Below are 22,924 nucleotides of genomic sequence, written 5' to 3' on the forward strand. Positions count from 1 at the left end.
CGTGCCGCGTCGTGGGCCAGCCAACGAATTCGGCTGGTCAATCCGCGTCAGTTCAGCGGGATATCGTTATCGTCCTTGTTCGCCTGATAGATGTTGGACAATTCATCGTAGCGCGCCGAAATCGCGCCGATACGGGTCTCCAGCCGTCGCCGCTCTGCCTCGGGCAACGCTCGCACCAGCCTGCGGATAGAAAAGCTCTTCCAGTAGGCATTCTCGGCATTGTAGCCGCCGGGATCGAGGGTGAAGACCTCTTTCAGGATCTTCAGGTCGTGCGGGATGGCGAAGCTGTCGCGCGAATCCTCGTGGCTGAACAGATAGTAGAAATTGTCGAAGCCGGTCCAGGTGATCGCCGACAGGCACAGCGAGCAGGGTTCGTGCGTGGCGATGAAGATGGCGTCTTTCGTATCGACGCGCTCAGCCCTGGGCATTTCGTAGAAGCGCTTCAGGCAGTGGACCTCGCCATGCCAGAGCGGGTTTTCCATCTCGTTGTTGGTTTCAGCCAGCACCAGCGAACGGTCGTCCTTGCGCAGGATCGCCGCGCCGAACAGCTTGTTGCCATAGGTAACGCCGTCGGCCGTCTTCGGCACGATGTCGTGCTCGATCACATCGAGCAGGCGGTCGATCAGTGAAATATCGGTCACAGGAGGCTCTCGTTGGGCAAGTGGATCTCGTAGGCGTGCGAGAAATGGAACTCTTCGAGATTGGAGCCATCGCCGCCACGGTCGACGATCAGGAAGTCCTGAGCCTCGCCGAGCGGCGTCAGCACGCCATGCCAGAGATTGCGCCGGTAATTGATGCCTTGTCCGGGTGCGGTGATGAAGGCATGCGGCTCGCCCGGCCCCTGCTCCCCGTCATGGCAGACGACGACCAGGAAGGGGCGCGGCGAGAGCGGGATGAAGGCCTGGCTGCCGAAGGGATGGCGCTCGACCATGCTCAATTTCAGGGGCAATTCGTAGGGTGTGCCGCGCACCATCGAGATCAGCACGCGGGCGTTCGGACCGGTTGCTTCGGCGGTAGCCAGATCATGATAGCGCTCGGCCCTGCCGCCATTGATCGGGTAGTGGTTGTCGCCGCCCATGTCGATGACATCGCCGAAGGGGGCAAAGCCCTCGCGGGTCAGCGGCCGCGCGACGATACGGGTCACAGCGCGCGCCTTGCGATGCCGGCGCCGCCGAGCTTGGCGTGCCGGTTGACGTCCTTGTAGAGCAGATAGCGGAATTTACCCGGGCCACCGGCATAGCAGGCCTGCGGGCAGAAGGCGCGCAGCCACATATAGTCGCCGGCCTCGACCTCGACCCAGTCCTGGTTGAGGCGGTAGACGGCCTTACCCTCCAGCACATAGAGACCGTGCTCCATGACATGGGTCTCGGCGAAGGGAATGACCGCGCCGGGTTCCAGCGTGACAATGGTCATGTGCATGTCGTGGCGCAAATCTGCCGGATCGACGAACCGCGTCGTCGCCCAGCGGCCTTCGGTGCCGGGCATCGGCGTTGGCGCGATCTCCTGCTCATTGGTGAAGAAGGCTTCCGGCACATCGAGACCGTCGACCACCTCGTAAGCCTTGCGAATCCAGTGGAAGCGCACGGCGGCCCTGCTTTCGTTGCGAACCGTCCAGCCGCTGGCCGGCGGCAGGAAGGCAAAGCCGCCGGGCCGCAACACATGCGTCTTGCCGGCAAGCAGAACCGTCAGTTCGCCTTCGACCACGAACAGAGCGCCTTCGGCGCCGGCATCGGGTTCCGGCCGATCGCTGCCGCCGCCGGGCGCGACCTCGACAATGTATTGCGAGAACGTCTCGGCAAAACCCGATAGCGGTCGCGACAAGATCCAGACGCGGGTTTCGTCCCAGAACGGCAACGCACTGGTGACGATGTCCTGCATCACACCCCGGGGAATGACGGCATAGGCCTCGGTGAAGACGGCGCGGCCGGTCAGAAGCTCGTTCTGGCCGGAATGACCGCCATGTGGCGCGTAATAGGTTCGCTCGGGCATCCTGATCGTATCCATGGTTTCAAACCTATTGCGGAAGCATGTCCTTGAGGCGGAGCAGCGCGATGCGCTCGACCTGTTTGCAGGCGGTCTCGAATTCGACGCCGCGGCTGTTGCCGATGCGCGCCTCGAACTCCGCCAGGATTTCCTCCTTCGTCTTGCCCTTCACCGCGATGATGAAAGGGAAGCCGAAGGTGGTGACGTAGGCGGCGTTGAGCTTGGAAAACAGTTCGCGCTCCTTGTCGGTCAGCGCGTCGAGGCCGGCCGAGGCCTGTTCCCTGGTCGATTCCGCCGTCAGCCGTTTGGCCTTGGCCAGCTTGCCGGCAAGGTCGGGATGGGCGTTGAGCACCGAAAGCCGTTCGGTTTCGCTGGCGGAGCGGAAGATACGGCAAAGCGCATTGTGCAGGCCGCCCGAAGTGTCATGCGCCGGGCCTAGTTCCAGTTCGTAGGCGCGTTCGGCGATCCAGGGCGAATGCTCGAACACGCCGCCGAAAGTGTGGACGAAGGTCTCGAATTCCATCTTCGATGGACGGAGTGCCGCCGGTTGATAAGGATTGACCTCTTGCCAGTGCTTGGCGATGTCGATGCGCCTCGCCAGCCAGACCTTGTCGTGCGACTTCACATAGTCGACGAAGCACTTCAGCGCCGCCACCCGGCCCGGCCGCCCGACGAGGCGGCAGTGCAGGCCGATGTTCATCATGCGTGGCCGGCCGGCCTTGCCCTCGGCATAGAGCGTATCGAAGCTGTCCTTCAAATAGGCAAAGAACTGGTCGCCCGAGTTGAAACCTTGCGGCGTGGCGAACCGCATGTCGTTGGCGTCGAGCGTATAGGGGATGATGAGCTGCGCGCCGCCCTCATGCTCGAACCAGTACGGCAGCTCGTCGTCATAGGTGTCCGACACATAGTCGAAGCCGCCTTCTTCCGCCACAATCCGCACCGTGTTGATCGATGTGCGACCCGTATACCAGCCGGTCGGGCGCGCGCCGGTCACTTCGTAGTGCAGCTTGATCGCCGCCTCGAGGTCGCGGCGCTCATCCTCGGCGCTGTGGTCGCGGTAGTCGATCCATCTTAAGCCGTGCGAAGCGATCTCCCAGCCGGCGTCCTGCATGGCCGCTACCTGATCCGGCGAACGGGCGAGCGCTGTGGCGACGCCGTAGCAGGTGATCGGCACTTGCGACTCGGTGAACAGCCGGAGCAGCCGCCAGAAGCCGGCGCGGGCGCCGTATTCGTAGATGGATTCCATGTTCCAGTGGCGTTGACCCACCCAGGGTGCCGCGCCGACGATTTCCGACAGGAAGGCTTCGGACGCCTTGTCGCCATGCAACACGCAGTTTTCGCCGCCTTCCTCGTAATTGACGACGAACTGCACGGCGACATGTGCACCGCCAGGCCATTTCGGGTCCGGCGGATTGGCTCCGTAGCCACGCATGTCTCTGCTGTAACGCATCGTCCCTCCCGCCGGGCACGGCCCGAAGTATGATCAGAATATCGAAAGGGTGCTTCTCGCATTCCCCCGAAAATTTTTGAAAGTGTTTTTGTCGCACTCCGCTCGACCGGGACTTATGCATCGCCTTTAATTGGCGCACAATTCACTGTTGATACTTGACCGTACCGGGCCAATTCGCTCGTACCGGAAATGGGAGGCGGCCAATGGCAGAAACGTCGAAAGCCGACGGCGGGCGTCTGACGACCCATGTCCTCGACACGGCGACCGGCAAGCCGGCGGCGGGACTGTCGATCGCGCTCTATCACCTCGAGGGCAAGGCGCGGACACATCTGAAGACCGTTCTCACCAATGCCGACGGCCGTTGCGACAAGCCGCTGCTCGCCGGCGCGGAGTTCCGCACCGGCGAATACGAACTGGTCTTCGCCGCCGGCGACTATTTGCGCCAGCAGGGGTTGAGCCTGCCGAAACCCGCCTTTCTCGATGTGATACCGATCCGCTTCGGCATGGCCGAGCCTGTGCACTATCATGTGCCACTGCTGGTCTCGCCCTACGGTTACTCGACCTACAGGGGGAGCTGAGGCATGACCAAAATTAGCATCCGCAACGAAATCCGCTTCATTCTCAATGGCAGGGATGTGGCGCTTTCGTCCGTGGCACCCGACGCGACCTTGCTCGACTGGCTGCGGCTCGACCGTTCGCTGCGCGGCACCAAGGAAGGGTGTGCCGAGGGAGACTGCGGTGCCTGCACCGTGCTGGTCGGCAAGCTGTCGGAGGGCGGCTTGGTCTATGAAAGCGTCAATGCCTGCATCCGCTTCCTCGGCTCGCTCGACGGCACCCATGTCGTGACGGTTGAGCATCTGCGCGGTTCACCCGGCCAGTTGCATCCGGTGCAGCAGGCGATGGTCGATTTCCACGGCTCGCAATGCGGCTTCTGCACGCCAGGCTTCGTCATGTCGCTCTATGGCTTGTGGATGAAGTCGCCTGATCCCTCGAACGCGGATGTCGAAAAGGCTTTGCAAGGCAATCTCTGCCGCTGCACCGGCTACGAGGCGATCATGCGCGCCGCGCAGGCCATCTCCAGCTACGGCAAGGCGGCAAAGGACCCGCTGGCCACGGAACGCAAGGCGATCACCGCGAGGCTCGAGGCCATGCGTGACGGCGCCCGGGTCGAGATCGGAACCGGCAAGGCGCGGCTGGTCGTGCCGGCCGATGTCGACGATTTCGCCGCCGTGCTGGACAAGGAACCCGGCGCTACCATCGTGGCCGGCTCGACCGATGTCGGCCTGTGGGTGACCAAGCACATGCGCGATATTTCACCGGCCATTTTCATCGGCGATCTCGACGGGCTTTGCACCATCTCGGAAGACAAGGGCGTCATTTCGATCGGCGCCGGCGTCACCTACACTGACGCCTTCGCGACATTGGCGAAGCGCATCCCGGCGTTGGGGCCATTGTTCGATCGCATCGGCGGCGAACAGGTGCGCAACATGGGCACCATCGGCGGCAACATCGCCAACGGCTCGCCGATCGGAGATACGCCACCGCCATTGATCGCACTTGGCGCAAGTCTCACCTTGCGCAAGGGCAAGAAGCAGCGGACGATCCCGTTGGAAACCTTCTTCATCGCCTACGGCAAACAGGATCGACAGCCGGGTGAATTCGTCGAGGCGGTGCATGTGCCGGTGCCGGCCAAGGAAACGAAGTTTGCCGTCTACAAAATCACCAAGCGTCGCGACGAGGACATTACCGCGGCCCTTGGCGCGTTTTTCCTGGATCTGGCCAAGGACGGCACGGTGGCCGACATTTGCATCGCCTATGGCGGCATGGCAGCGACACCTAAACGGGCCCTCGGTGTCGAGCACGCCCTGCTCGGCAAACCCTGGACGGAGGCCACGGTCGAGGCGGCCATGGCCGAATACGCCAATGATTTCACGCCGCTGACCGATATGCGGGCAAGCGCCGAATATCGGGCGCTGGCGGCAAAGAACCTGCTGTTGCGTTTTTTTGCCGAGACCAGCGGCACCAAGGCGCCATTCCAGGTCTCACGGCACGAGGCGGCGTGATGCATATCAGCGCCAGCAAACCAATAGCGTCCTTCTCCCCGTTCACGGAGAGAAGATACCGGCAGGCAGATGAGGGGCGGCGCCGTCGTCGATCGGTATCTGCAAACCAGTCACGGTCAGCGTCGCCCCTCATCCGACCCTTCGGGCCACCTTCTCCCCGTGAACGGGGAGAAGGGAAAAGAGGCACTCGATGAACAAGCACGCTGCCCCCAACCTCAAGGCTGAAAAGATCGCTGGCGGCGTCGCCACCGATCAGCGCCACGATTCCGCGCACAAACATGTCAGCGGTACCGCCGTCTACATCGACGACATGCCGGAACCATCAGGCACGCTGCATGGCTGCCTAGGGCTTTCCGGTGCCACGCATGCCACCATCACCAGCATGGATCTCTCGGCGGTGCGTACAGCGCCCGGCGTTGTCGACGTGCTGACGGCCAGTGACGTGCCGGGCGAAAACGACATTTCGCCGACCGGCCGCCACGACGAGCCGGTGCTTGCTGACGGCAAGGTGCAATTCTACGGCCAGCCTATCTTCTGCGTTATTGCGCAAACTCGCGAGCAGGCGCGCCGCGCCACAAGATTGGCAAAGGTCGAATACAAGGAATTGCCTTTCGTCACCGACATCGGCGCGCTCGATCCGAAGAAGGACAAGCTCGTCACGCCGCCTCTCACCCTGAAGCGCGGCGATGCCGCTACGGCGATCCGTCAGGCGCCGCGCCGGCTAAAGGGAAAAATGCGCATCGGCGGCCAGGAACACTTCTACCTCGAAGGCCATATCGCCATGGCCGTTCCTGGCGAGGATCAGGACGTCACCATCTATTCGTCGACCCAGCATCCAAGCGAAGTCCAGCACATGGTCAGCCATGCGCTCGGCGTGCCGAGCAATGCCGTCACGGTGGAAATCCGCCGCATGGGAGGCGGCTTCGGCGGCAAGGAAACGCAGGGAAATCAGTTTGCCGCATTGGCCGCGATCGCCGCGAAGAAGCACCATCGCGCCGTGAAAATCCGGCCCGACCGCGACGACGACATGATCGCCACCGGAAAGCGTCATGATTTCCTCGTCGATTACGAGGTCGGCTTCGATGACGAGGGCAACATCCTCGGCGTCGATTTCATGTTCGCGGCGCGCTGCGGTTTTTCGTCGGACCTTTCCGGCCCGGTAACCGATCGCGCGCTGTTCCACTGCGACAACACTTATTTCTGGCCGGCGGTGCATGCGCAGTCGGCGCCGCTCTACACCAACACCGTGTCGAACACCGCCTTTCGTGGTTTCGGCGGCCCGCAAGGCATGGTCGGCGCCGAGCGCGTCATCGACGAGGTGGCCTTTGCCGTCGGCAAGGATCCGCTCGAAATCCGCAAGAAGAATTTCTACGGCACCAGTCGCGAGGGGGGCCGCAACATCACGCCCTACCACCAGACGGTCGAGGACAACATCATCCAGCGCATCGTCGCCGAGCTTGAGCAAAGCGCGAGCTATGCGCGGCGGCGGCGTGAAATATCGGCCTTCAATGCCAACAGCCGTTTCATCAAGCGGGGCCTGGCTCTGACGCCGGTCAAGTTCGGCATCTCGTTCACCGCCACGCATTACAATCAGGCCGGCGCGCTGGTGCATGTCTACACCGACGGTTCGGTGCACCTGAACCATGGCGGAACCGAGATGGGGCAGGGCCTCTACGTCAAGGTGGCGCAGGTGGTGGCGGAAGAGTTCCAGATCGATCTCGACCAGGTGAAGATCACCGCGACAACGACCGGCAAGGTGCCGAACACTTCGGCTACGGCAGCGTCGTCCGGCTCCGACCTCAACGGCATGGCGGCGCAGAATGGCGCGCGCCAGATCAAGGATCGGCTGACCGATTTCGCCGCCGAAAAATATCAGGTGCCGCGTGATCAGGTGCTGTTCCTGCCCAACCGGGTGCGCATCGGCAACCAGGAAATCGCCTTCGCCGACCTCGTCAAGCAGGCCTATATGGCCCGCATCCAGCTGTCGGCGGCTGGTTTCTACAAGACGCCGAAAATCCACTGGAACCGCGACAAGGGCGAGGGCCGCCCCTTCTATTATTTCGCCTATGGCGCCTCGTGCTCGGAAGTCTCGGTCGACACGCTGACCGGCGAATACATGGTCGAGCGTACCGATATTCTCCATGACTGTGGCCGCTCGCTGAACCGGGCGATCGATATCGGCCAGATCGAGGGCGGCTTCATCCAGGGCATGGGCTGGCTGACGACGGAAGAACTGTGGTGGGACGCCAAGGGCCGGCTGCGCACGCATGCGCCGTCGACCTACAAGATCCCGCTCGCCTCCGACCGGCCGAAGATCTTCAACGTCACCTTGGCCGACTGGCCGGAAGCCGGCGAGCCAACCATCCACCGCTCCAAGGCGGTCGGCGAGCCGCCGTTCCCGCTCGGCATGTCGGTGCTGCATGCGCTATCGGACGCGGTGGCCAGTGTCGCCGACAACAGGATCTGCCCGCGCCTCGATGCTCCGGCGACCCCGGAGCGGGTTCTGATGGCGATCGAGCGGCTGAAGAAGGAGGCCGGCGCCTGAATCCGGCCCCAGGGTCGGCAATGCGTGCAATCCGGGCCGAAAAAACCTATATTTCCCATTCGGGAACGTGAACCATGAACTCGAAAGTGCAAAGCCTGAAAGCCTTTCTCGCCAGCGCCGGTCGGGTTGCCCTGGTCGAAGTGGCCGGAACAAAAGGCTCGACGCCACGCGAGAAGGGCGCCTTCATGCTCGTCTCGCAGACGGCGATCTTTGGCACCATCGGCGGCGGTCAGCTCGAATATATGGCAATCGACAAGGCCAGGCAGATGTTGGGCAAAGAAGTCCGCATCGAGGTTGACGAAGTCTGCGCTATCCTAGACGTCCCGCTGGGTCCCGAGATCGGCCAATGCTGCGGCGGGCGCGTCGAAGTCTTGATCCGGCTCGTCGATGCTGCGCTTGCCGGCGACCTGGTTGCGGCCGCGGAAGCCGAGGAGGCGCACCTGCCGTACGTCTACATCTTCGGTGGCGGCCATGTCGGCCAGGCGCTGGCATCGGCGATCGCACTTCTTCCCGTGCACGGCATCGTCATCGAGACGCGGGCCGAAGCACTGGAAGGCATGCCCGAAACCATCGAGACACGGCTGACAGCTATGCCGGAAGCGATGGTGCGGAATGCCCCCGCCGGCGCCGCCTTCGCCATCCTTACCCACGATCATGCGCTGGATTTCCTGATCGTCGCGGAAGCGCTGAAACGCGGTGACACCGCCTATGTCGGCATGATCGGCTCGAAGACCAAGAAAGCGACGTTCAGGACTTGGTTCCTGAAATCGGCGGACGGCAGCCAAGCCGAGTTTGCCCGCCTCGTCTCGCCAATTGGCGGCGACACCGTCAAGGACAAGCGCCCTCAGGTCATCGCGGCGCTGGCTGCGGCCGAGATCATGACGGCGCTGGTCAATCACAACGCAGCCTTTAATGCCGACCATCAAATTCCGCATGGCAGGGTGATGGCAGGCTAAGCTGCGCCGCAGCTAAACCGGCCGTTTCAAACCCAGATGGTCGCGCAGCGTGCGGCCCTGGTATTCCGTCCGGAACAGGCCGCGCCGCTGCAACTCCGGCACGACGAGCGTGGCAAAGGCATCGAGTTCCCCAGGGAAATATGAGGGCATGACGTTGAAACCGTCGGCCGCGCCACCCTCGAACCGCGCCTGCAGTTCGTCGGCGACTTGGGCCGCTGTGCCGACGATGCGCCAATGGCCCCGCGCGCCGGCAAAATGCCGGGCGAGCTGGCGGATGGAGAGGCCGTCGCGGCGCGATTGCTCGATGACCAGCGCTTGCCTGCTCTTCATCCCCTCGCTCTCCGGCAGTTCCGGCAGTGGCCCATCGATCGGATAGCGCCACAGATCGGAGATGCTGAGATAGCTGGACAGCAGCGCCACGCCGACATCGTCGGGGATCAGCTCCTGCAATTCCTCGTATTTTTCACGGGCCTCCGCTTCGGTCTCCGCCACCACCGGTGCGACGCCCGGCATGATCTTGATGTCGTCCGGCTCGCGCCCGTAGGCCGGCAGACGTCCTTTGAGATCGTCATAGAAGGCCTTGGCTTCCTCGAAGGTCTGCGCCGCCGTGAACACCACATCGGCGGTGCGGGCGGCAAGGTCGCGGCCGACATCCGAGGCGCCGGCCTGAACCATCACCGGCGCGCCCTGCGGCGAGCGCGGCAGGTCGAGCGGATCGCGAACCGAAAAGCTCTGGCCGTTATGGCCGGAAGCCTTGCCGTGCCACAAGCCGGTCACCACCTCGGCAAACTCGCGCGCCCGTTCGTAGCGGTCGGCATGGGGCTTGAGGCCCGTCGCGCCGAAATTGGCTGCTTCGATGGGGGCTGGCCGAGGTGACCAGATTCCAGCCGGCCCGGCCGCCGCTCAGATGGTCGAGCGACAGGAAGGTTCGTGCCAGCCCATAGGGCTCGTTGTAGCTTGTCGACGCTGTCGAGACGAGGCCGATGCGGCTGGTCTGGACGGCGAGCGCCGAGAGCAGGCTGATCGGCTCGAAACCGATCGAGCGCGACGTCTGGCTGGCAATGCCGATATTGGCTTCACGCAGGCCGGCGGCGTCCTCGCAGAACACCATGTCGAACTTCGCCGCCTCCGCCGTGCGCGCCAGCTGGATGTAATGATCGATGTCTATGCCGGCGGTGACGTGCGCCTTGGGGTGGCGCCAGGCGGCGATGTGATGACCTGTCGCCCACAGAAAGGCGCCGAGCTTCATCTGGCGAGCGGTCATCGGTCACCTCCGCCGGCAAGCCCGAGATGCGAGCGCAACGTTTTTCCGCGATAGCTTTCTCGAACCAGGCCACGCCGCCGTAGTTCCGGCAGAACCAAGCCGACGAAATCGTCGAGCGCAGAAAGCTGTTCCGGCATCAGGATGTTGAACCCGTCGCAGCCTCTCGCCCGGAATTCCTTTTCCAGCCTCTCGGCGACGGCAGCCGGCTTACTATCGGCGATAAGCGCGACGTTCGTCAGCACTTTCACAGCATCGGGAGTGCGTCCGCACGCCGTGACACGGCGCCTGATATCGTCATAGCGTTCGGTCGCGCCCTCCACCAGTCCGCCGTCCAGCAGGATGACATCGGCGGTGCGAGTGGCAATATCGAAGTCGGATTCCTGCAGGCCCGACAAGACGAGCACTGGCGTATCCTGCGGCGACCGGGCGACGTTCAGCGGTCCGCGCACGGAAAAGAATTCGCCCTTGTGCTCCAGCAGGTGCATCTTTTCGGGGTCGTGGAAGCGGCCGCCGCTCTGGTCGAACAGCAGCGCGTCCGCATCCCAGCCCTGCCACAGACCTTGCACGATGCCGATATATTCCTCACTGCGACGGCGGAAATCGTTAGGCGAAAATCCTTCGGGCCGGCTGAAATTGGCTGCTTCCCGTGGCGCTTGCGTCATGGTTGCGTTCCAGCCACTGCGGCCGTGGCTGATAACGTCGAGCGAAGCGAAACGGCGTGCCAGATTGTAGGGTTGGTGGGCACTTGTCGAGGCAGCGGCAACCAAGCCGATCCTGCTTGTGACAGTCGCCAGAGCGGCCAGCAAGGTCGTCGCTTCGAAGGGCATCCGTTTGTTCGCGGCTTCGCTTTCGGACGCTGGCGCGGCATCGGCAAGCAGCACCATGTCCAGCCCGGCTGCTTCAGCCTTTTGCACGAAACCAGCCAGGCGGCTGAATTCCAACCCAGTCTCGAGGGATGGATCGGCGAGCGAAACGGCAAGATGCATTGTGGCGCCGTTGTCCATCGAGGGTTCCCTATGAGATGAAATGCCACCCGAACTATGTTCGCCACATCCTGGGATGGCAACCGCCGGCGCTGGGCCAAACCGCCGCTCACCTACCGGCCAGTCCCTATTTGCCGGCCAGCCTTTATTTGCCAGCAAGCAGATCGTTGATCAGCCGCTGGCAGCGCTCGGCCATGAAGTCGAGCAGCAGCCGCACTTTTGGGTCCTGCAGCTTCTTGTGCGGATAGACGGCGGCGAACTGCACCGGTGTCGGTGGCGTGCTGGGCAGGATCACCTTCAGCCGCCGATCGCGGATGAATGGCTCGACCTCGAAGCGCGGCTTGTTGATGATGCCGCGGCCTGAAAGCGCCCAGCCGGTCAGCACGTCGCCATCGTCGGTGTCGTAGGGCCCGTGTACCTCGAATTTCTGCGGGCCGGTGGGGGTCTGCAGCGTCCACACATATTCGCGCGCGCCGGAATAACGCAGCATCAGGCAGTCGTGCTTCTTGCCGATCAGCTCCTGCGGCTCCAACGGTTCGCCGCGCGCTTCGAGATATTTCGGCGCCGCCACCAGCACGCGCTCGCATTCCATGATGCCGCGCATCCTGAGGCTGGAATCCTCGATGATGCCGAGCCGGAAGGCGACGTCGATGCCTTCCTTCATGATGTCGACATTGTGGTCCGAGAGCCTGAGCCGCACCTCGATATCAGGGTATTTGTCGTGGAAATCGGGGATGCCCGAAGCGACCAGCCGGCGGCCGAGGCCGAGCGGTGCCGTGACGCGGATGGTGCCGCGCGGCTGGCCGGAAAGGGCAGAGACCGCCGCTTCCGCCTCGGTGATTGCCTCCAGCACCTGCTTGGCGCCCCCGTAAAAAACCGTGCCATGCTCGGTCGGCATCAATTGCCGCGTGGTGCGGTTGAACAGCCGCACGCCAAGGTGCTTCTCCAGTTCCTTGATGCGGTTGGAAGCGACCGCCGGCGAAATGCGCATGTCGCGCCCGGCCGCCGACAGATTGCCGAGTTCAACGACGCGAACGAAGACGGCGATGTTGTCGAGATAGGCCATGCGGAGCACCTTCGCCGGTTTGCAGGATCAACCTAGTATTTTCCATTTTTTTTTGAAAGTCCTCGTGCGCCTCGCCTCTTTCCGTTTGCGCTCCAGCCCGTAAAGTCACCCAATCGGCAGGGACGATTTCAATGATGGATTTCGCGATTTTCTGGGATTGGCTGAGTTTTGCCGTGCGCTGGCTGCATGTCGTCACCGGCATCGCCTGGATCGGCTCGTCGTTCTATTTCGTCGCGCTTGATCTCGGCCTGCGCCAGCGTCCCGGCATGCCCGTCGGCGCCTTCGGCGAGGAATGGCAGGTGCATGGCGGCGGCTTTTATCACATCCAGAAATATCTGGTGGCGCCGGCCGAAATGCCGGAACACCTGACCTGGTTCAAATGGGAATCCTACGCCACCTGGCTTTCCGGCTTCGCCATGCTGTGCGTCGTCTATTATGCCGGAGCCGATCTGTTCCTGATCGATCCGAACGTGCTGCCGATGTCGGTGCCGGTCGGTATCCTGCTGTCGCTGGCAACGATCGGCGTAGGCTGGGTGGTCTACGATCTGCTGTGCCGCTCGCCGCTCGGAAAAAGCGACACCGGCCTGATGCTGGTGCTCTATTGCGTGCTGGTGTTCATCGCCTGGGGACTGACCCACCTGTTCACCGGCCGTGCCGCCTTCCTGCATCTGGGCGCCATCACCGCCACGATCATGTCGGCCAATGTCTTCATGGTCATCATCCCCAACCAGAAGATCGTCGTCGCCGACCTCATCGCCGGCCGCAAGCCCGACCCGAAATACGGCAAGATCGCCAAGCAGCGCTCTCTCCATAACAATTACCTGACGCTGCCGGTGCTGTTCCTGATGCTGTCGAACCACTATCCGCTGGCGTTCGGCACTGAGTTCAACTGGGTCATCGCCTCGCTGGTGTTCATCATCGGCGTGCTGATCCGGCACTTTTTCAACTCGGTCCATGCGCGCAAGGGCAATCCGACCTGGACCTGGATGGCGGCACTCGTCCTGTTCATCGTCATCATCTGGCTGTCGACCGCGCCGAAAGTGCTGACCGGCGAACCCAAGGAATCCGCGTCGGCGCAAGTCTATGTCGCTTCAGCGCATTTCCCGGCGGTGCGCGACACCGTGCTCGGCCGCTGTTCGATGTGCCACGCGGCGGAGCCGGTCTATGAGGGCATCTATCATGCGCCCAAGGGCGTGATGCTCGACACCGATGCGGATATCGCCAACCACGCCCGCGAAATCTATCTGCAGGCCGGCCGCAGCCACGCCATGCCGCCCGCCAACGTCTCTCAGATCACCGACAAGGAACGGGCGCTGCTGGTGGCCTGGTTCGAAGGCGCAGGGAAATAGCATGAATTCGACACTTCTGCGCGGCCGCACGCTGTCCTTTGTGCGCTGGCCGCAAACTCTCGAAGACCATTCCGCCTGGCGCTACGAGGAGGATGGCGGACTGCTGATCCGTGACGGCAGGATCGTCGCCGCGGGTACTTATGCCGATGTTGAAAAGCAAGCCGACGAGACGGTGAAAAGGATCGACCACCGGCCGCATCTGCTGCTGCCCGGCTTCATAGATGCCCATGCGCATTTTCCGCAGATGCAGATCATCGCCTCCTATGGCGCCGAACTGCTCGACTGGCTCAACACCTACACTTTTCCGGAAGAAACGAAGTTCGCCAACGCCCAGCACGGCCGCCGCATCGCGCGGCTGTTCCTCGACGAAATGGTGCGCCACGGCACCACGACGGTCGCCGCCTACTGCTCGGTGCACAAGGCCTCGGCCGAAGCCTTCTTCGCAGAATCGCATGACCGCAACATGCTCAACATCGCCGGCAAGGTGATGATGGATCGCAATGCGCCCGACGGCGTGCTCGACACCCCGCAATCCGGCTATGACGACACAAAGGCGCTGATCAAGGAGTGGCACGGCAAGGGCCGCCAGCACTACGCCATCACGCCGCGCTTCGCCATCACCTCGTCGCCGGAGCAGATGGAGATGGCGGGCGTGTTGTGCCGCGAACATCCCGGCCTGCACATGCAGACGCATCTGTCGGAAAACCACGCCGAGATCGCTTTCACGCAGGAACTCTACCCGTGGGCGCGCGACTACACCGACGTCTACGAGCATTACGGGCTGTTAGGCAAAAAGAGCCTGTTCGGCCACTGCATCCATTTGACGGAGCGCGAAGCGGATGCGCTTTCGGACTCGGGCTCGGTGGCGGTGTTCTGCCCGACCTCGAACCTTTTCCTCGGCTCCGGCCTCTTCGATTATCAGCGCTTTCGCCGACGCGACAAGCCGATCCGCATCGCCGCCGCCACCGATGTCGGCGGCGGCACCAACTACTCCATGCTGCGCACCATGGACGAAGGCTACAAGGTGATCGCGCTGAATGGCGAAAAGCTCAACCCGTTCCAGTCCTTCTGGCAGACGACGCGCGGCAATGCCGAGGCGCTGTCGGTGGTGGAAAAGATAGGCACGCTGGACGAAGGCAGCGACGCCGACATCGTCGTGCTGGACGCCAGGGCAACGCCGGGAATGCGGCTCAGGATGGAGACGGTCGAGACGCTGGCGCAGGAACTGTTTCTCCTGCAGACGCTGGGCGACGACCGCTCCGTCCGCGAAGTTTATGTGGCGGGGCGGCCAGCCAAGGCTGACATGAGCGCGGGGTAAGACCCCCTCACCCGGATTGCCAACCGAATTGCGAAGGCAATTCGGGGCAATCCGGCCTCTCCCCGAGGGGAGAGGAGGAAGCCGAGGCCCGTGCTCGTCTCTTCTCCCCTCGGGAGAAGGTGGCCACGCCACGGAAGCTTGACCGAGCGGAGCTTGTCGTACACACGACGTGTGACGATTTCGGAGAAAGAAAATGGCCGTTGCTGACGACATCGCTCTGATCAAGAGACAGGAAGAGACCCTTGTCTTCGCGACCTTCGACGAGGCCGTCGCTTTCAAAATCGGCTCCGCCATTCGCGATCGTGCAATCGCCGAAGATCTACCCATCATAGTCGACATCAGGCTGTGGGACCGGCCGCTGTTCTACGCCGCGCTGCCGGGCTCGAACGCTTCCAATCCCGACTGGGCGCGGCGCAAGATCAATGTGGTCAAACGGTTCCTGAGAAGCACCTATCGCATGGTGTTGGAACAGCAGCGCCCCGACCGCACCTTCAAGATTGGTGAAGGGCTGGATATTGCCGACTACGTGCTGGCCGGCGGTGGCTTTCCGGTGACCGCCAAGGGCACCGGCGTCATTGGCGTCATCGCCGTTTCCGGACTGCCGGAGCGCGAGGATCACGGCGTCGTCGTCGATGCGCTGTGCGATCATTTGGGCGTCGACAAGCGCGGCTTGGCATTGCCTCGGGAAGGCGAATGACCGTGCTCGACCCCAAATTGTTCCTCGTCTCCATCTTCAACGCCGCCGTTGCCGCCGCCGATCCGGAACGAACCATCAGGGATCATCTGCCGGCCAAGCCCAAGGGCCGTACCATCGTCATCGGCGCGGGCAAAGGCTCGGCGCAAATGGCGGCAGCCTTCGAGAAAGTGTGGGACGCCCCCATCGAAGGGCTGGTCGTCACCCGCTATGGCTATGGCGCGACCTGCGAGCGCATCGAGATCATCGAGGCGGCGCACCCGGTGCCGGACGCTGCCGGCCTTGAAGCCTCGCGCCGGCTGCTGGCGAAGGTGCAAGGGCTGACGGCGGACGATCTGGTGGTGGCGCTGATTTCCGGCGGCGGCTCGGCGCTGTTGCCGTCGCCGGCCGGCAGCTTGACGCTGGCCGACGAGATCGCCGTCAATGAGGCGCTGCTCGCCTCGGGTGCGCCGATCGCGGCGATGAACACTATCCGCAAGCACCTTTCCACCATCAAGGGCGGCAGGCTGGCGGCGGCCGCATGGCCGGCCAGGGTGGTGTCGCTGATCGTCTCCGATATTCCCGGCGATAATCCGGCAATGGTCGCCTCCGGCCCAACCGTACCGGATACAGGCAGCCGCGCCGACGCGCTGGCCTCGATATCGGCCTATGGCATGAAACTGCCGGCCTCGGTGATGGCGCATATCAATTCGTCGGCCGCCGATGCGCCAAGCCCGGATGACGAGCGCTTTTTGCGCAACGAGGTGCATCTGATCGCTTCGGCCGGGGTATCGCTGGAAGCCGCCGCTGCGGAAGCGAAACGGCAAGGCGTCGAGGCGGTTATCCTCTCCGATGCCATCGAAGGCGAGGCGCGCGAGGTTGGCGGTGTCCACGCCGCGATCGCGCGTGAAGTGGCGACGCGCAACAGGCCTTTCTCGAAGCCGGTGCTGATCCTGTCGGGCGGCGAGACAACCGTGACGCTGCGCGCAAAAGGCAAGGGCGGCCGCAATTCGGAATTCCTGCTCGCCTTCGCCATCGGCATCAATGGCGTCGACGGTATCAATGCGCTGGCCGCCGACACTGACGGCATCGACGGTTCGGAAGACAATGCCGGTGCCTTTGCCGATGCTTCGACCGTGTCGCGCATGCGCGCTGCCGGGGTGGACGCCAAGGCTATGCTTGCCGGCAACAATGCCTGGACGGCCTTCAACGCGGTTGACGATCTCTTCGTACCCGGCCCGACCGGTACGAATGTCAACGATCTCAGGGCAATTCTGATCAGATAGCCGCAGCAATTCCAGGAAAACCGTGAAGCGGTTTTCCGTCCGGAATCGCGCAAAACAGACAATCAGGCGGCCATCAGCCGCTTCACCAGCTTCATGTCCTGCAGGAACCGTTCGCGTTCAGCCTCCTTGTCCGCGGGTTCGCGGATGCGCAGGATGAAGGAGGGATGGATGGTGATGAACACGCGCAATCCGTCCTCGCGCTCGATCACTTGTCCGCGCATCTTTGTCACCGGAATCGCCTTGCCGAGCAGCGACATCGCCGCTGTCGCGCCGAGTGCCACGGCGAGGTTCGGCTTGATCAGCTCGAATTCTTGGTCGATCCACCAGCGGCAGGCCTGAATCTCACCGGAATTCGGTTTGGAGTGGATGCGGCGCTTGCCGCGCGGCTCGAACTTGAAGTGCTTGACCGCGTTGGTGACATAGACCTTTTGCCGGTCGACACCGGCATCGTCCAGGATCGCATCGAACACCTTGCCGGCCGGACCCACGAAAGGTTTGCCGGCGAGGTCCTCCTGATCCCCCGGCTGTTCGCCGACGAAGATCACCTTGGCATTGTCAGGGCCTTCACCGAAGACGGTCTGCGTCGCGTCGCGCCACAGCGGGCAGCGGCGGCAGCCTTTCGCTGCCTCGCGCAATTCCGGAATCGTGCTTGCATCATCTTCCGGTGCTTCGACGGGCTGCTTCGGCCAATGCCGTGCCTGCACCTTTGCGTGGTGCGGCGCGGGTGTTGTCGGCATCTTCGCAATCATGTCCTTGGCGGCCTTGTCCGCTCCTGCGATCATGTCTGGAATGAGCGAGGCCTCGGGAAGGTTCCGCCAATATTTCTTCGGCATCTCCTTCTGCATGGCTTTCACCTTCAATCGCGCCGGGTTGAAGATGTTCTCGAAATAGGTGCGCCAGAGCGCCTCGGTATCGTCCTGATCAGGCGCATCGCCCTTGGCCGCGCCCGGCCCGATCGCCAGCCTTTCGCCATCCCAGTCGGCAGAGGCATAAGGGGTCAGGATCGTCCAGCGCATGCCGGTGAAACGTCTGACGAAGAAATTGGCGTTGCGCTCGACGATGAAATGATCCGGCTCGAACCAGGCGACATAGCGCTCATCGGCACCGTCGCCGATTTTCCGGAAACGTACGAAGGCGTGCATCTTGTGGCTGTCGCGCCGCACCGCCTTCTCCATGGCCTCGAGCCGCCTGGTGTCGGAATCCGACGCGATTTCCAGCAGTTTAGCCTCGTCGCGCAATCGCCACAGCATTCGGTAGAGAAAGGCAAACCAGCCGGGATCGGAATGGCAGAACGCCGTTTCGGCATGCCCGAGGAAGTCGCGCGGCACGACGAGTTGCGCGCCCGCAGGCATTTCAGGCAATTGTGCCTGATCAGAGCCTGGCGCGACATGCCAGTCGACGTCCTCGGGCCTGACCTCATTCAAGGCCAGCCGCCGTGCCGCGTCACGCCAGCCGGCAAAATCCGTCTCGCTGTCGAGCCGAACTCTGTATCTGGCGAGATCAAGTTCCGCTGGCCGCATGATCAGAACAACGATAATTGTTCGCAGGAGTGGACGATCCTGTCGCGCAGGCCGGCCTTGTCGGTCAGCGCACCAGGCGACCAGCCTTCGGCGGTGATGAACGGCCTGAGCTTGGCGATCGACTGGCAGATCCGTCCGACATCCTCGAGCCGCATGCGCCGGTGCCGGCGCGTCTCCAAAATCTTCGCCACCACCTTGGTGCCGAGACCCGGCACCCGCAGCAGCGCTTCGCGGTCGGCGCGATTGATGTCGACGGGAAACTGCCCCCGGTTGCGCAGTGCCCAGCCCAGCTTCGGGTCGATGGCGAGATCGAGCATGCCGTCGCTGCTGCCGGCGAGGATTTCCGGTTGCGAAAAGCCGTAAAACCGCATCAGCCAGTCGGCCTGATAAAGCCGGTGCTCACGCATCAGCGGCGGCTTCTGCAGGGGCAGCGACGACGACGAATCCGGAATCGGACTGAAGGCCGAGTAATAGACCCGCCGCAGATGGTAGCTGCCATAGAACCGGGCGCTCGTGTGCAATATGCCGTCGTCGGATGTCTTGTCGGCGCCGATGATCATCTGCGTCGACTGGCCGCCCGGCGCAAAGCGTTCGCGCTTTTTGGTCTTCAAAGTCGGCTCGGCCTTCTCCTCCATCTTCTGGCGCAGCCTGGCCATGGAAAGCCGGATTGTCTCCGGCTTCTTCTCGGGCGCCAGCCGCTTCACACCCTCGTCGGTCGGCAGTTCGACATTGATCGACAGCCGGTCGGCATAGAGACCGGCCTGCTCGACCAGTTCGGCCGAGCTTTCCGGGATGGTCTTCAAATGGATGTAACCGGAGAATTTCTCCTCCAGGCGCAGCCGGCGCGCCACCTCGACCATCTCCCCCATGGTCTCGTCCGGCGAGCGAACGACACCCGAGGACAGGAACAGGCCTTCTATGTAGTTGCGCCGGTAGAAATCCATGGTCAGCTTCACCACCTCGTCGATGCCAAAGCGGGCGCGCCGCACATTGGAAGACGAACGGTTGATGCAGTAGCTGCAATCATAGATGCAGAAATTGGTCAGCAGGATTTTCAGCAGCGAAATGCAGCGGCCGTCCGGCGCGTAGGAATGGCAGATGCCCATGCCCTCGGTGGAGCCGATGCCGCCTGATTCCAGCGAGTCCTTTTTCGCCGCACCCGATGAGGCGCAGGACGCATCGTATTTGGCGGCATCGGAGAGGACAGCCAGTTTTTCACGGACGGTGAGTGCGCTCATCCGTTCATGATATGTTCTTATCCGCCCTTATGCCACCTCATTTGATGGAAACGGCGAAAAAGTGATCGCCCGCCCGGCCCTCAGACTTCGTGCAGATAGAGGTGGTAATCCAGTTCGCTGACCGTGCGTGCCACGCGCAGGTATTCGGACTGTTTGATCGCCACGAAGGTCCGGTGCAGGTCCTCGCCGAGCGCGTTCTTCAGGAAGCTGGACGCCCGGGCCGATTCGATCGCGGCGCGCCAGTCGACAGGCATGGTTGTGCGCGTGACCGCTGCCTCATAGCCGTTGCCGGTCGTTTCGGGCCCCGGATCGAGCCCTTCATCCATGCCCTTGATGATGCCGGCGAGCACGGTTGCGGCGATCAGATAGGGGTTGGCGTCGACGCCCGACGGCCGGTGCTCGATGCGCCGGTTCTTGGCGTCGCCGGCCGGCACACGCAGCGCCACCGATCGGTTGTTGACGCCCCATGTCGGCGCCACCGGCGCATAGGATTGCGAGACGAAGCGCCGCCAGGAATTGGCGTGCGGCGCAAACACCAGCATCGATTCCGCCATGGTCTGGATGAGGCCGCCGAGCCCTTGCAGCAGCGGCAGCGACCAGCTCTCGCCGCCGGCTTCGGCAAAGACGTTTCGGCCGGCTCTGTCCTGCAGCGAAACATGGAAATGCATGCCCGAGCCGGCGTATTTCTCGATCGGCTTGGCCATGAAGCAGGCGGTGACGCCGTGGCGGCGCGCCTGCGCCCGCACCAGCCGCTTCAGCATGACCAGGTCGTCGGCCGCCCGCATCACATCCTTGCGGTAGTTCAGCGTCAGTTCGTACTGGCCGGGCGCATATTCGGAAATGACCGTCTCGGCCGGAATGCCTTGCGCCTTGGCTGCGGCATAGATGTCGGAAAACAGCGGCTCCATGCCGTGCAGATGATCGACGGAATAGACTTCCGTCTTGCCCGAGACGCGGCCGTCGAGCACGGCGCGCGCCGGCTGCACCTTGCCGTCGGCGTCGCGCTCATTGGCCAGCAGGAAGAATTCAAGTTCGAAGGCTCCGGCCGGATAGAGGCCCTTGGCCGCCAGGATGTCGACTTGCCGAGCCAACGCCAGCCGCGGATCCGACGACATCGGCCGGCCGTCGAGCATGTACATCGCCATCAGCAGCTGGCCACGCGGCGGGCTCGTGCCGTAGAGCGGCACCAGCGTACCGGGGATCGGCCATGCCCTGAGATCGCCGTCGCCGGTCGTCCAGATCAACCCGGTCTCGTGCACATCCTCGCCGGTGATGTCGAGGCCCAGGATCGAGATCGGCATGTGGCGGCCGCCCTCGAAGATGCTTTTCAGCTCGTGCCGACGCACGATCTTGCCGCGACCGACACCATTGGCGTCGGTCAGCACGATATCGAAGGCCTCGATCTCGGGATGGGCGTCGAGAAAGGCGTGCGCCTCGGCTGATGTCGAGCCCGAAGGTGAGGTCATTGTGGCATTGGGATGGTCCATCGCCGCTTGTCTCATGCCGCAAGCTTTGCCGCAACCGCGCCGAAGGCGGTGATCAGCCGGTTGACCTGGGTCGCAGTGGTCGCCGGCGAGATCAGCATCATGTTGTGGAAGGGTGCGATCAGCACGCCGCGATTGACCAGCGCGACATGGATGGCGGCCTCCAGTTCCGGCGCATGCGCCACTTCCGCCTCGGCGCCATTGCGCAGCGGACCGGGCGCGCAGATGAACTCGACGCGGGCGCCGACACGGGAAACATGCCAGGGCAGGCGATAGCGATCGATCACGCCGGTCAACCCGGCATCGAGCCGCCGCGCCAGGTGATCCATGCGGTCATAATTTTCCGGCGTCATTACCTCTTCAAGCGCGGCGCGCATCGCTGCGAACTGCAGCGGGTTGGCCGAGAGCGTCGTGCCCATGCCGGAATAGCCCGGCTCCTTGGTCCTGTTGTAGTCCGCGTAGCGCGAGGCGACGTCGTCGCTCATGCCCCAGACACTGGCCGGCACGCCGCCGGCGATCGGCTTGCCCAGGACGAAGAAGTCCGGGTCGAGACCATATTTCCTCGTGTAGCCGCCGGGGCCGGTCGAGATCGTGTGCGTCTCGTCGATCAGAAGCAGTGTGCCGGCTTGGCGTGTCAGTTTGCGCAGGGCGTCATGGTAGCCCGGATCGGCAAGCACCATGCAGGAGTTGGTCAGCACCGGTTCGGCGATGACGCAGGCGACGTCCTTATCCCCAAGCGCGGCTTCGAGTGCTGAGATATCGTTGAAATCGATGACCTTGGCCGTACGGGTCAGGTCGCGGAATTCCCCCGCCAATCCCGGCCGGTTGACGGGCTTGCCGTCGATCAGCCGCACCATCGTCTCGTCGACCGAGCCATGGTAGCAGCCGTTGAAGACAAGGATCTTCTCCCGGCCGGTGACGGCGCGGGCGACGCGCAATGCAAAACGGTTTGCGTCGGTCGCCGTCGTCGCGATCTGCCAGAATGGCAGGCCGAAGCGCTGCTGCAGCAGCGGCCCGATGGCCAGCGCATCTTCCGAAGGCAGCATATAGGTCAGGCCACGTCCGGCCTGGCGGCGGATGGCGCGCGCCACCGGCGGCGGCGAATGGCCGAACATCGAGCCGGTGTCGCCAAGGCAGAAATCGTCGAGCTTGTTTCCGTCGATGTCGGTGATCGTGGCGCCCTTGGCGCTGTCGACCAGGATCGGGAACGGCGTCGGCCAGTCGTTCATCCAGTGCATCGGCACGCCGCCGAAGAAGCCGGGCAGGCCGTTGCCGACCTTCGCCTGAGATTGCGGCCGCGCCTTGCGGAAGGCTGCCCCCTCGGTCTCGCGCAGATCGGCAATGCGGTCGCGGCCGATGCCGCCGATGGACGTCTTGGACATATCGCTGTGCATGAAAACCCCTCTGGTCGATTCCTCTTAGCCAATCCGTGTCTGCATCCGCAATTGGCCGCGCATCTGTCCTGCGTTGGCTCAGCCTTTGGCGGCGGCGCTTGACCGTGCTGCCGAAGTCGGCGCCAATATGAGCGGGAATTGAGGGGGGAGGGGTAATGAGGACGGTCATCTGTGTGGCGATGCTCCTGTCGTCGGCGAGCGCGGCCTTCGCCTCGGGCGGCATCTGGTGCTCCACCGACGACGCGGCGGCGACATTCGAGGTCGAGGCCGGCGTCACCAGAGGCATGGGCGGGCCGACCTTCAATTTTCGCGGCAACCTCGAAATTCTGAGCCGGCCCTGCCAGCGACAGCC

18 protein-coding genes and 1 pseudogene are annotated in these 22,924 nt (G+C 63.3%); 8 read left to right on the forward strand and 11 right to left on the reverse strand.

Going from position 1 to position 22,924, the window contains the following annotated elements; all coding sequences use genetic code 11:
• Positions 1-47: 47 nt before the first annotated feature.
• The 4 genes from EN949_RS00575 to puuE are packed head-to-tail and all read right to left on the reverse strand — an operon-like array spanning position 48 to position 3,433.
• Entirely contained in the window at positions 48-641 is a 594-nt protein-coding gene (locus EN949_RS00575) for a nucleoside deaminase (RefSeq protein ID WP_013528246.1), read from the reverse strand.
• Positions 638-1,144, reverse strand: coding sequence for an ureidoglycolate lyase (locus tag EN949_RS00580; RefSeq protein WP_013528245.1), 507 nt, complete (start codon positions 1,142-1,144; stop codon positions 638-640). The genes EN949_RS00575 and EN949_RS00580 overlap by 4 nt, the downstream gene beginning before the upstream one ends.
• Entirely contained in the window at positions 1,141-2,004 is an 864-nt protein-coding gene (locus EN949_RS00585) for a bifunctional allantoicase/(S)-ureidoglycine aminohydrolase (protein WP_024501939.1), read from the reverse strand. Before EN949_RS00585 ends, EN949_RS00580 begins: the two co-directional genes overlap by 4 nt.
• Before the next feature lie 10 nt (positions 2,005-2,014).
• Complete coding sequence (puuE, locus tag EN949_RS00590; RefSeq protein WP_127365731.1) at positions 2,015-3,433, reverse strand: allantoinase PuuE; 1,419 nt, start codon at positions 3,431-3,433, stop codon at positions 2,015-2,017.
• A gap of 203 nt (positions 3,434-3,636) precedes the next feature.
• Here puuE and uraH point away from each other — a divergent pair, with 203 nt between their 5' ends.
• The 4 genes from uraH to xdhC all read left to right on the forward strand — a co-directional run bounded on the left by uraH (position 3,637) and on the right by xdhC (position 8,997).
• Positions 3,637-4,011, forward strand: coding sequence for a hydroxyisourate hydrolase (gene uraH / locus EN949_RS00595; RefSeq protein WP_013528242.1), 375 nt, complete (start codon positions 3,637-3,639; stop codon positions 4,009-4,011).
• 3 nt (positions 4,012-4,014) lie between these two features.
• The gene (xdhA, locus tag EN949_RS00600; protein WP_127365730.1) at positions 4,015-5,496 is read left to right on the forward strand and encodes a xanthine dehydrogenase small subunit; all 1,482 of its coding nucleotides are present in this window, start codon (positions 4,015-4,017) and stop codon (positions 5,494-5,496) included.
• 190 nt (positions 5,497-5,686) lie between these two features.
• Positions 5,687-8,041: a xanthine dehydrogenase molybdopterin binding subunit gene (gene xdhB, locus EN949_RS00605; protein ID WP_127370840.1), complete on the forward strand. Its 2,355-nt coding sequence runs from the start codon at positions 5,687-5,689 to the stop codon at positions 8,039-8,041.
• Positions 8,042-8,115: 74 nt separating this feature from the next.
• Entirely contained in the window at positions 8,116-8,997 is an 882-nt protein-coding gene (gene xdhC, locus EN949_RS00610; protein ID WP_127370839.1) for a xanthine dehydrogenase accessory protein XdhC, read from the forward strand.
• Between the two features lie 12 nt (positions 8,998-9,009).
• Here the strand turns inward: xdhC and EN949_RS00615 are convergent.
• The 3 genes and pseudogenes from EN949_RS00615 to EN949_RS00625 form a co-directional block, all read right to left on the reverse strand.
• Positions 9,010-10,261, reverse strand: a pseudogene (locus tag EN949_RS00615) (LLM class flavin-dependent oxidoreductase).
• The gene (locus tag EN949_RS00620) at positions 10,258-11,265 is read right to left on the reverse strand and encodes an LLM class flavin-dependent oxidoreductase (RefSeq protein WP_127366458.1); all 1,008 of its coding nucleotides are present in this window, start codon (positions 11,263-11,265) and stop codon (positions 10,258-10,260) included. The pseudogene EN949_RS00615 and the gene EN949_RS00620 overlap by 4 nt, the downstream one beginning before the upstream one ends.
• Before the next feature lie 124 nt (positions 11,266-11,389).
• Positions 11,390-12,310, reverse strand: a complete 921-nt coding sequence (locus tag EN949_RS00625) for a LysR family transcriptional regulator (protein WP_013528236.1) — start codon at positions 12,308-12,310, stop codon at positions 11,390-11,392.
• Positions 12,311-12,441: 131 nt separating this feature from the next.
• Between EN949_RS00625 and EN949_RS00630 the strand changes: the two genes are divergently transcribed.
• From EN949_RS00630 to EN949_RS00645, 4 genes are all read left to right on the forward strand, one after another.
• Positions 12,442-13,659, forward strand: coding sequence for a urate hydroxylase PuuD (locus EN949_RS00630; protein ID WP_013528235.1), 1,218 nt, complete (start codon positions 12,442-12,444; stop codon positions 13,657-13,659).
• A gap of 1 nt (position 13,660) precedes the next feature.
• Complete coding sequence (guaD, locus tag EN949_RS00635) at positions 13,661-14,977, forward strand: guanine deaminase (protein ID WP_127366459.1); 1,317 nt, start codon at positions 13,661-13,663, stop codon at positions 14,975-14,977.
• 193 nt (positions 14,978-15,170) lie between these two features.
• Positions 15,171-15,674, forward strand: a complete 504-nt coding sequence (locus EN949_RS00640; RefSeq protein ID WP_013528233.1) for a heme-degrading domain-containing protein — start codon at positions 15,171-15,173, stop codon at positions 15,672-15,674.
• Positions 15,671-16,936, forward strand: a complete 1,266-nt coding sequence (locus EN949_RS00645) for a glycerate kinase (protein WP_127370821.1) — start codon at positions 15,671-15,673, stop codon at positions 16,934-16,936. Before EN949_RS00640 ends, EN949_RS00645 begins: the two co-directional genes overlap by 4 nt.
• Before the next feature lie 62 nt (positions 16,937-16,998).
• On the opposite strand, the gene EN949_RS00650 is transcribed toward EN949_RS00645, so the two are convergent.
• The 4 genes from EN949_RS00650 to EN949_RS00665 form a co-directional block, all read right to left on the reverse strand.
• Positions 16,999-18,456 carry a UdgX family uracil-DNA binding protein gene (locus EN949_RS00650; protein ID WP_127370822.1) on the reverse strand — a complete coding sequence of 486 codons (1,458 nt, stop codon included), beginning with the start codon at positions 18,454-18,456 and terminating at the stop codon, positions 16,999-17,001.
• A 2-nt stretch (positions 18,457-18,458) separates the two neighbouring features.
• Complete coding sequence (locus EN949_RS00655; protein ID WP_127365923.1) at positions 18,459-19,694, reverse strand: putative DNA modification/repair radical SAM protein; 1,236 nt, start codon at positions 19,692-19,694, stop codon at positions 18,459-18,461.
• An 80-nt stretch (positions 19,695-19,774) separates the two neighbouring features.
• Positions 19,775-21,181 (reverse strand): glutamine synthetase family protein, encoded by a 1,407-nt coding sequence (locus EN949_RS00660; protein ID WP_082826626.1) that lies wholly within the window; start codon positions 21,179-21,181, stop codon positions 19,775-19,777.
• An 11-nt stretch (positions 21,182-21,192) separates the two neighbouring features.
• A complete protein-coding gene (locus tag EN949_RS00665; protein WP_127365922.1) occupies positions 21,193-22,572 on the reverse strand; it encodes an aspartate aminotransferase family protein in 1,380 nt (459 codons plus the stop codon).
• Positions 22,573-22,924 lie beyond the last annotated feature (352 nt).

Origin of the sequence: Mesorhizobium sp. M7A.F.Ca.US.007.01.2.1, from assembly GCF_003998165.1 — a bacterium.
Lineage (GTDB): Bacteria > Pseudomonadota > Alphaproteobacteria > Rhizobiales > Rhizobiaceae > Mesorhizobium > Mesorhizobium ciceri.

Bases quoted from the DNA above. Each gene is read 5' to 3' on its own strand.
- EN949_RS00630 (WP_013528235.1), top strand. From the start codon at position 12,442: ATGATGGATTTCGCGATTTTCTGGGATTGGCTGAGTTTTGCCGTGCGC.
- puuE (WP_127365731.1), bottom strand. From the start codon at position 3,433: ATGCGTTACAGCAGAGACATGCGTGGCTACGGAGCCAATCCGCCGGAC.
- EN949_RS00645 (WP_127370821.1), top strand. From the start codon at position 15,671: ATGACCGTGCTCGACCCCAAATTGTTCCTCGTCTCCATCTTCAACGCC.
- EN949_RS00625 (WP_013528236.1), bottom strand. From the start codon at position 12,310: ATGGCCTATCTCGACAACATCGCCGTCTTCGTTCGCGTCGTTGAACTC.
- xdhA (WP_127365730.1), top strand. From the start codon at position 4,015: ATGACCAAAATTAGCATCCGCAACGAAATCCGCTTCATTCTCAATGGC.
- EN949_RS00660 (WP_082826626.1), bottom strand. From the start codon at position 21,181: ATGGACCATCCCAATGCCACAATGACCTCACCTTCGGGCTCGACATCA.
- EN949_RS00665 (WP_127365922.1), bottom strand. From the start codon at position 22,572: ATGCACAGCGATATGTCCAAGACGTCCATCGGCGGCATCGGCCGCGAC.
- EN949_RS00620 (WP_127366458.1), bottom strand. From the start codon at position 11,265: ATGGACAACGGCGCCACAATGCATCTTGCCGTTTCGCTCGCCGATCCA.
- EN949_RS00640 (WP_013528233.1), top strand. From the start codon at position 15,171: ATGGCCGTTGCTGACGACATCGCTCTGATCAAGAGACAGGAAGAGACC.
- guaD (WP_127366459.1), top strand. From the start codon at position 13,661: ATGAATTCGACACTTCTGCGCGGCCGCACGCTGTCCTTTGTGCGCTGG.
- xdhC (WP_127370839.1), top strand. From the start codon at position 8,116: ATGAACTCGAAAGTGCAAAGCCTGAAAGCCTTTCTCGCCAGCGCCGGT.
- EN949_RS00655 (WP_127365923.1), bottom strand. From the start codon at position 19,694: ATGAGCGCACTCACCGTCCGTGAAAAACTGGCTGTCCTCTCCGATGCC.
- xdhB (WP_127370840.1), top strand. From the start codon at position 5,687: ATGAACAAGCACGCTGCCCCCAACCTCAAGGCTGAAAAGATCGCTGGC.
- uraH (WP_013528242.1), top strand. From the start codon at position 3,637: ATGGCAGAAACGTCGAAAGCCGACGGCGGGCGTCTGACGACCCATGTC.
- EN949_RS00650 (WP_127370822.1), bottom strand. From the start codon at position 18,456: ATGCGGCCAGCGGAACTTGATCTCGCCAGATACAGAGTTCGGCTCGAC.
- EN949_RS00585 (WP_024501939.1), bottom strand. From the start codon at position 2,004: ATGGATACGATCAGGATGCCCGAGCGAACCTATTACGCGCCACATGGC.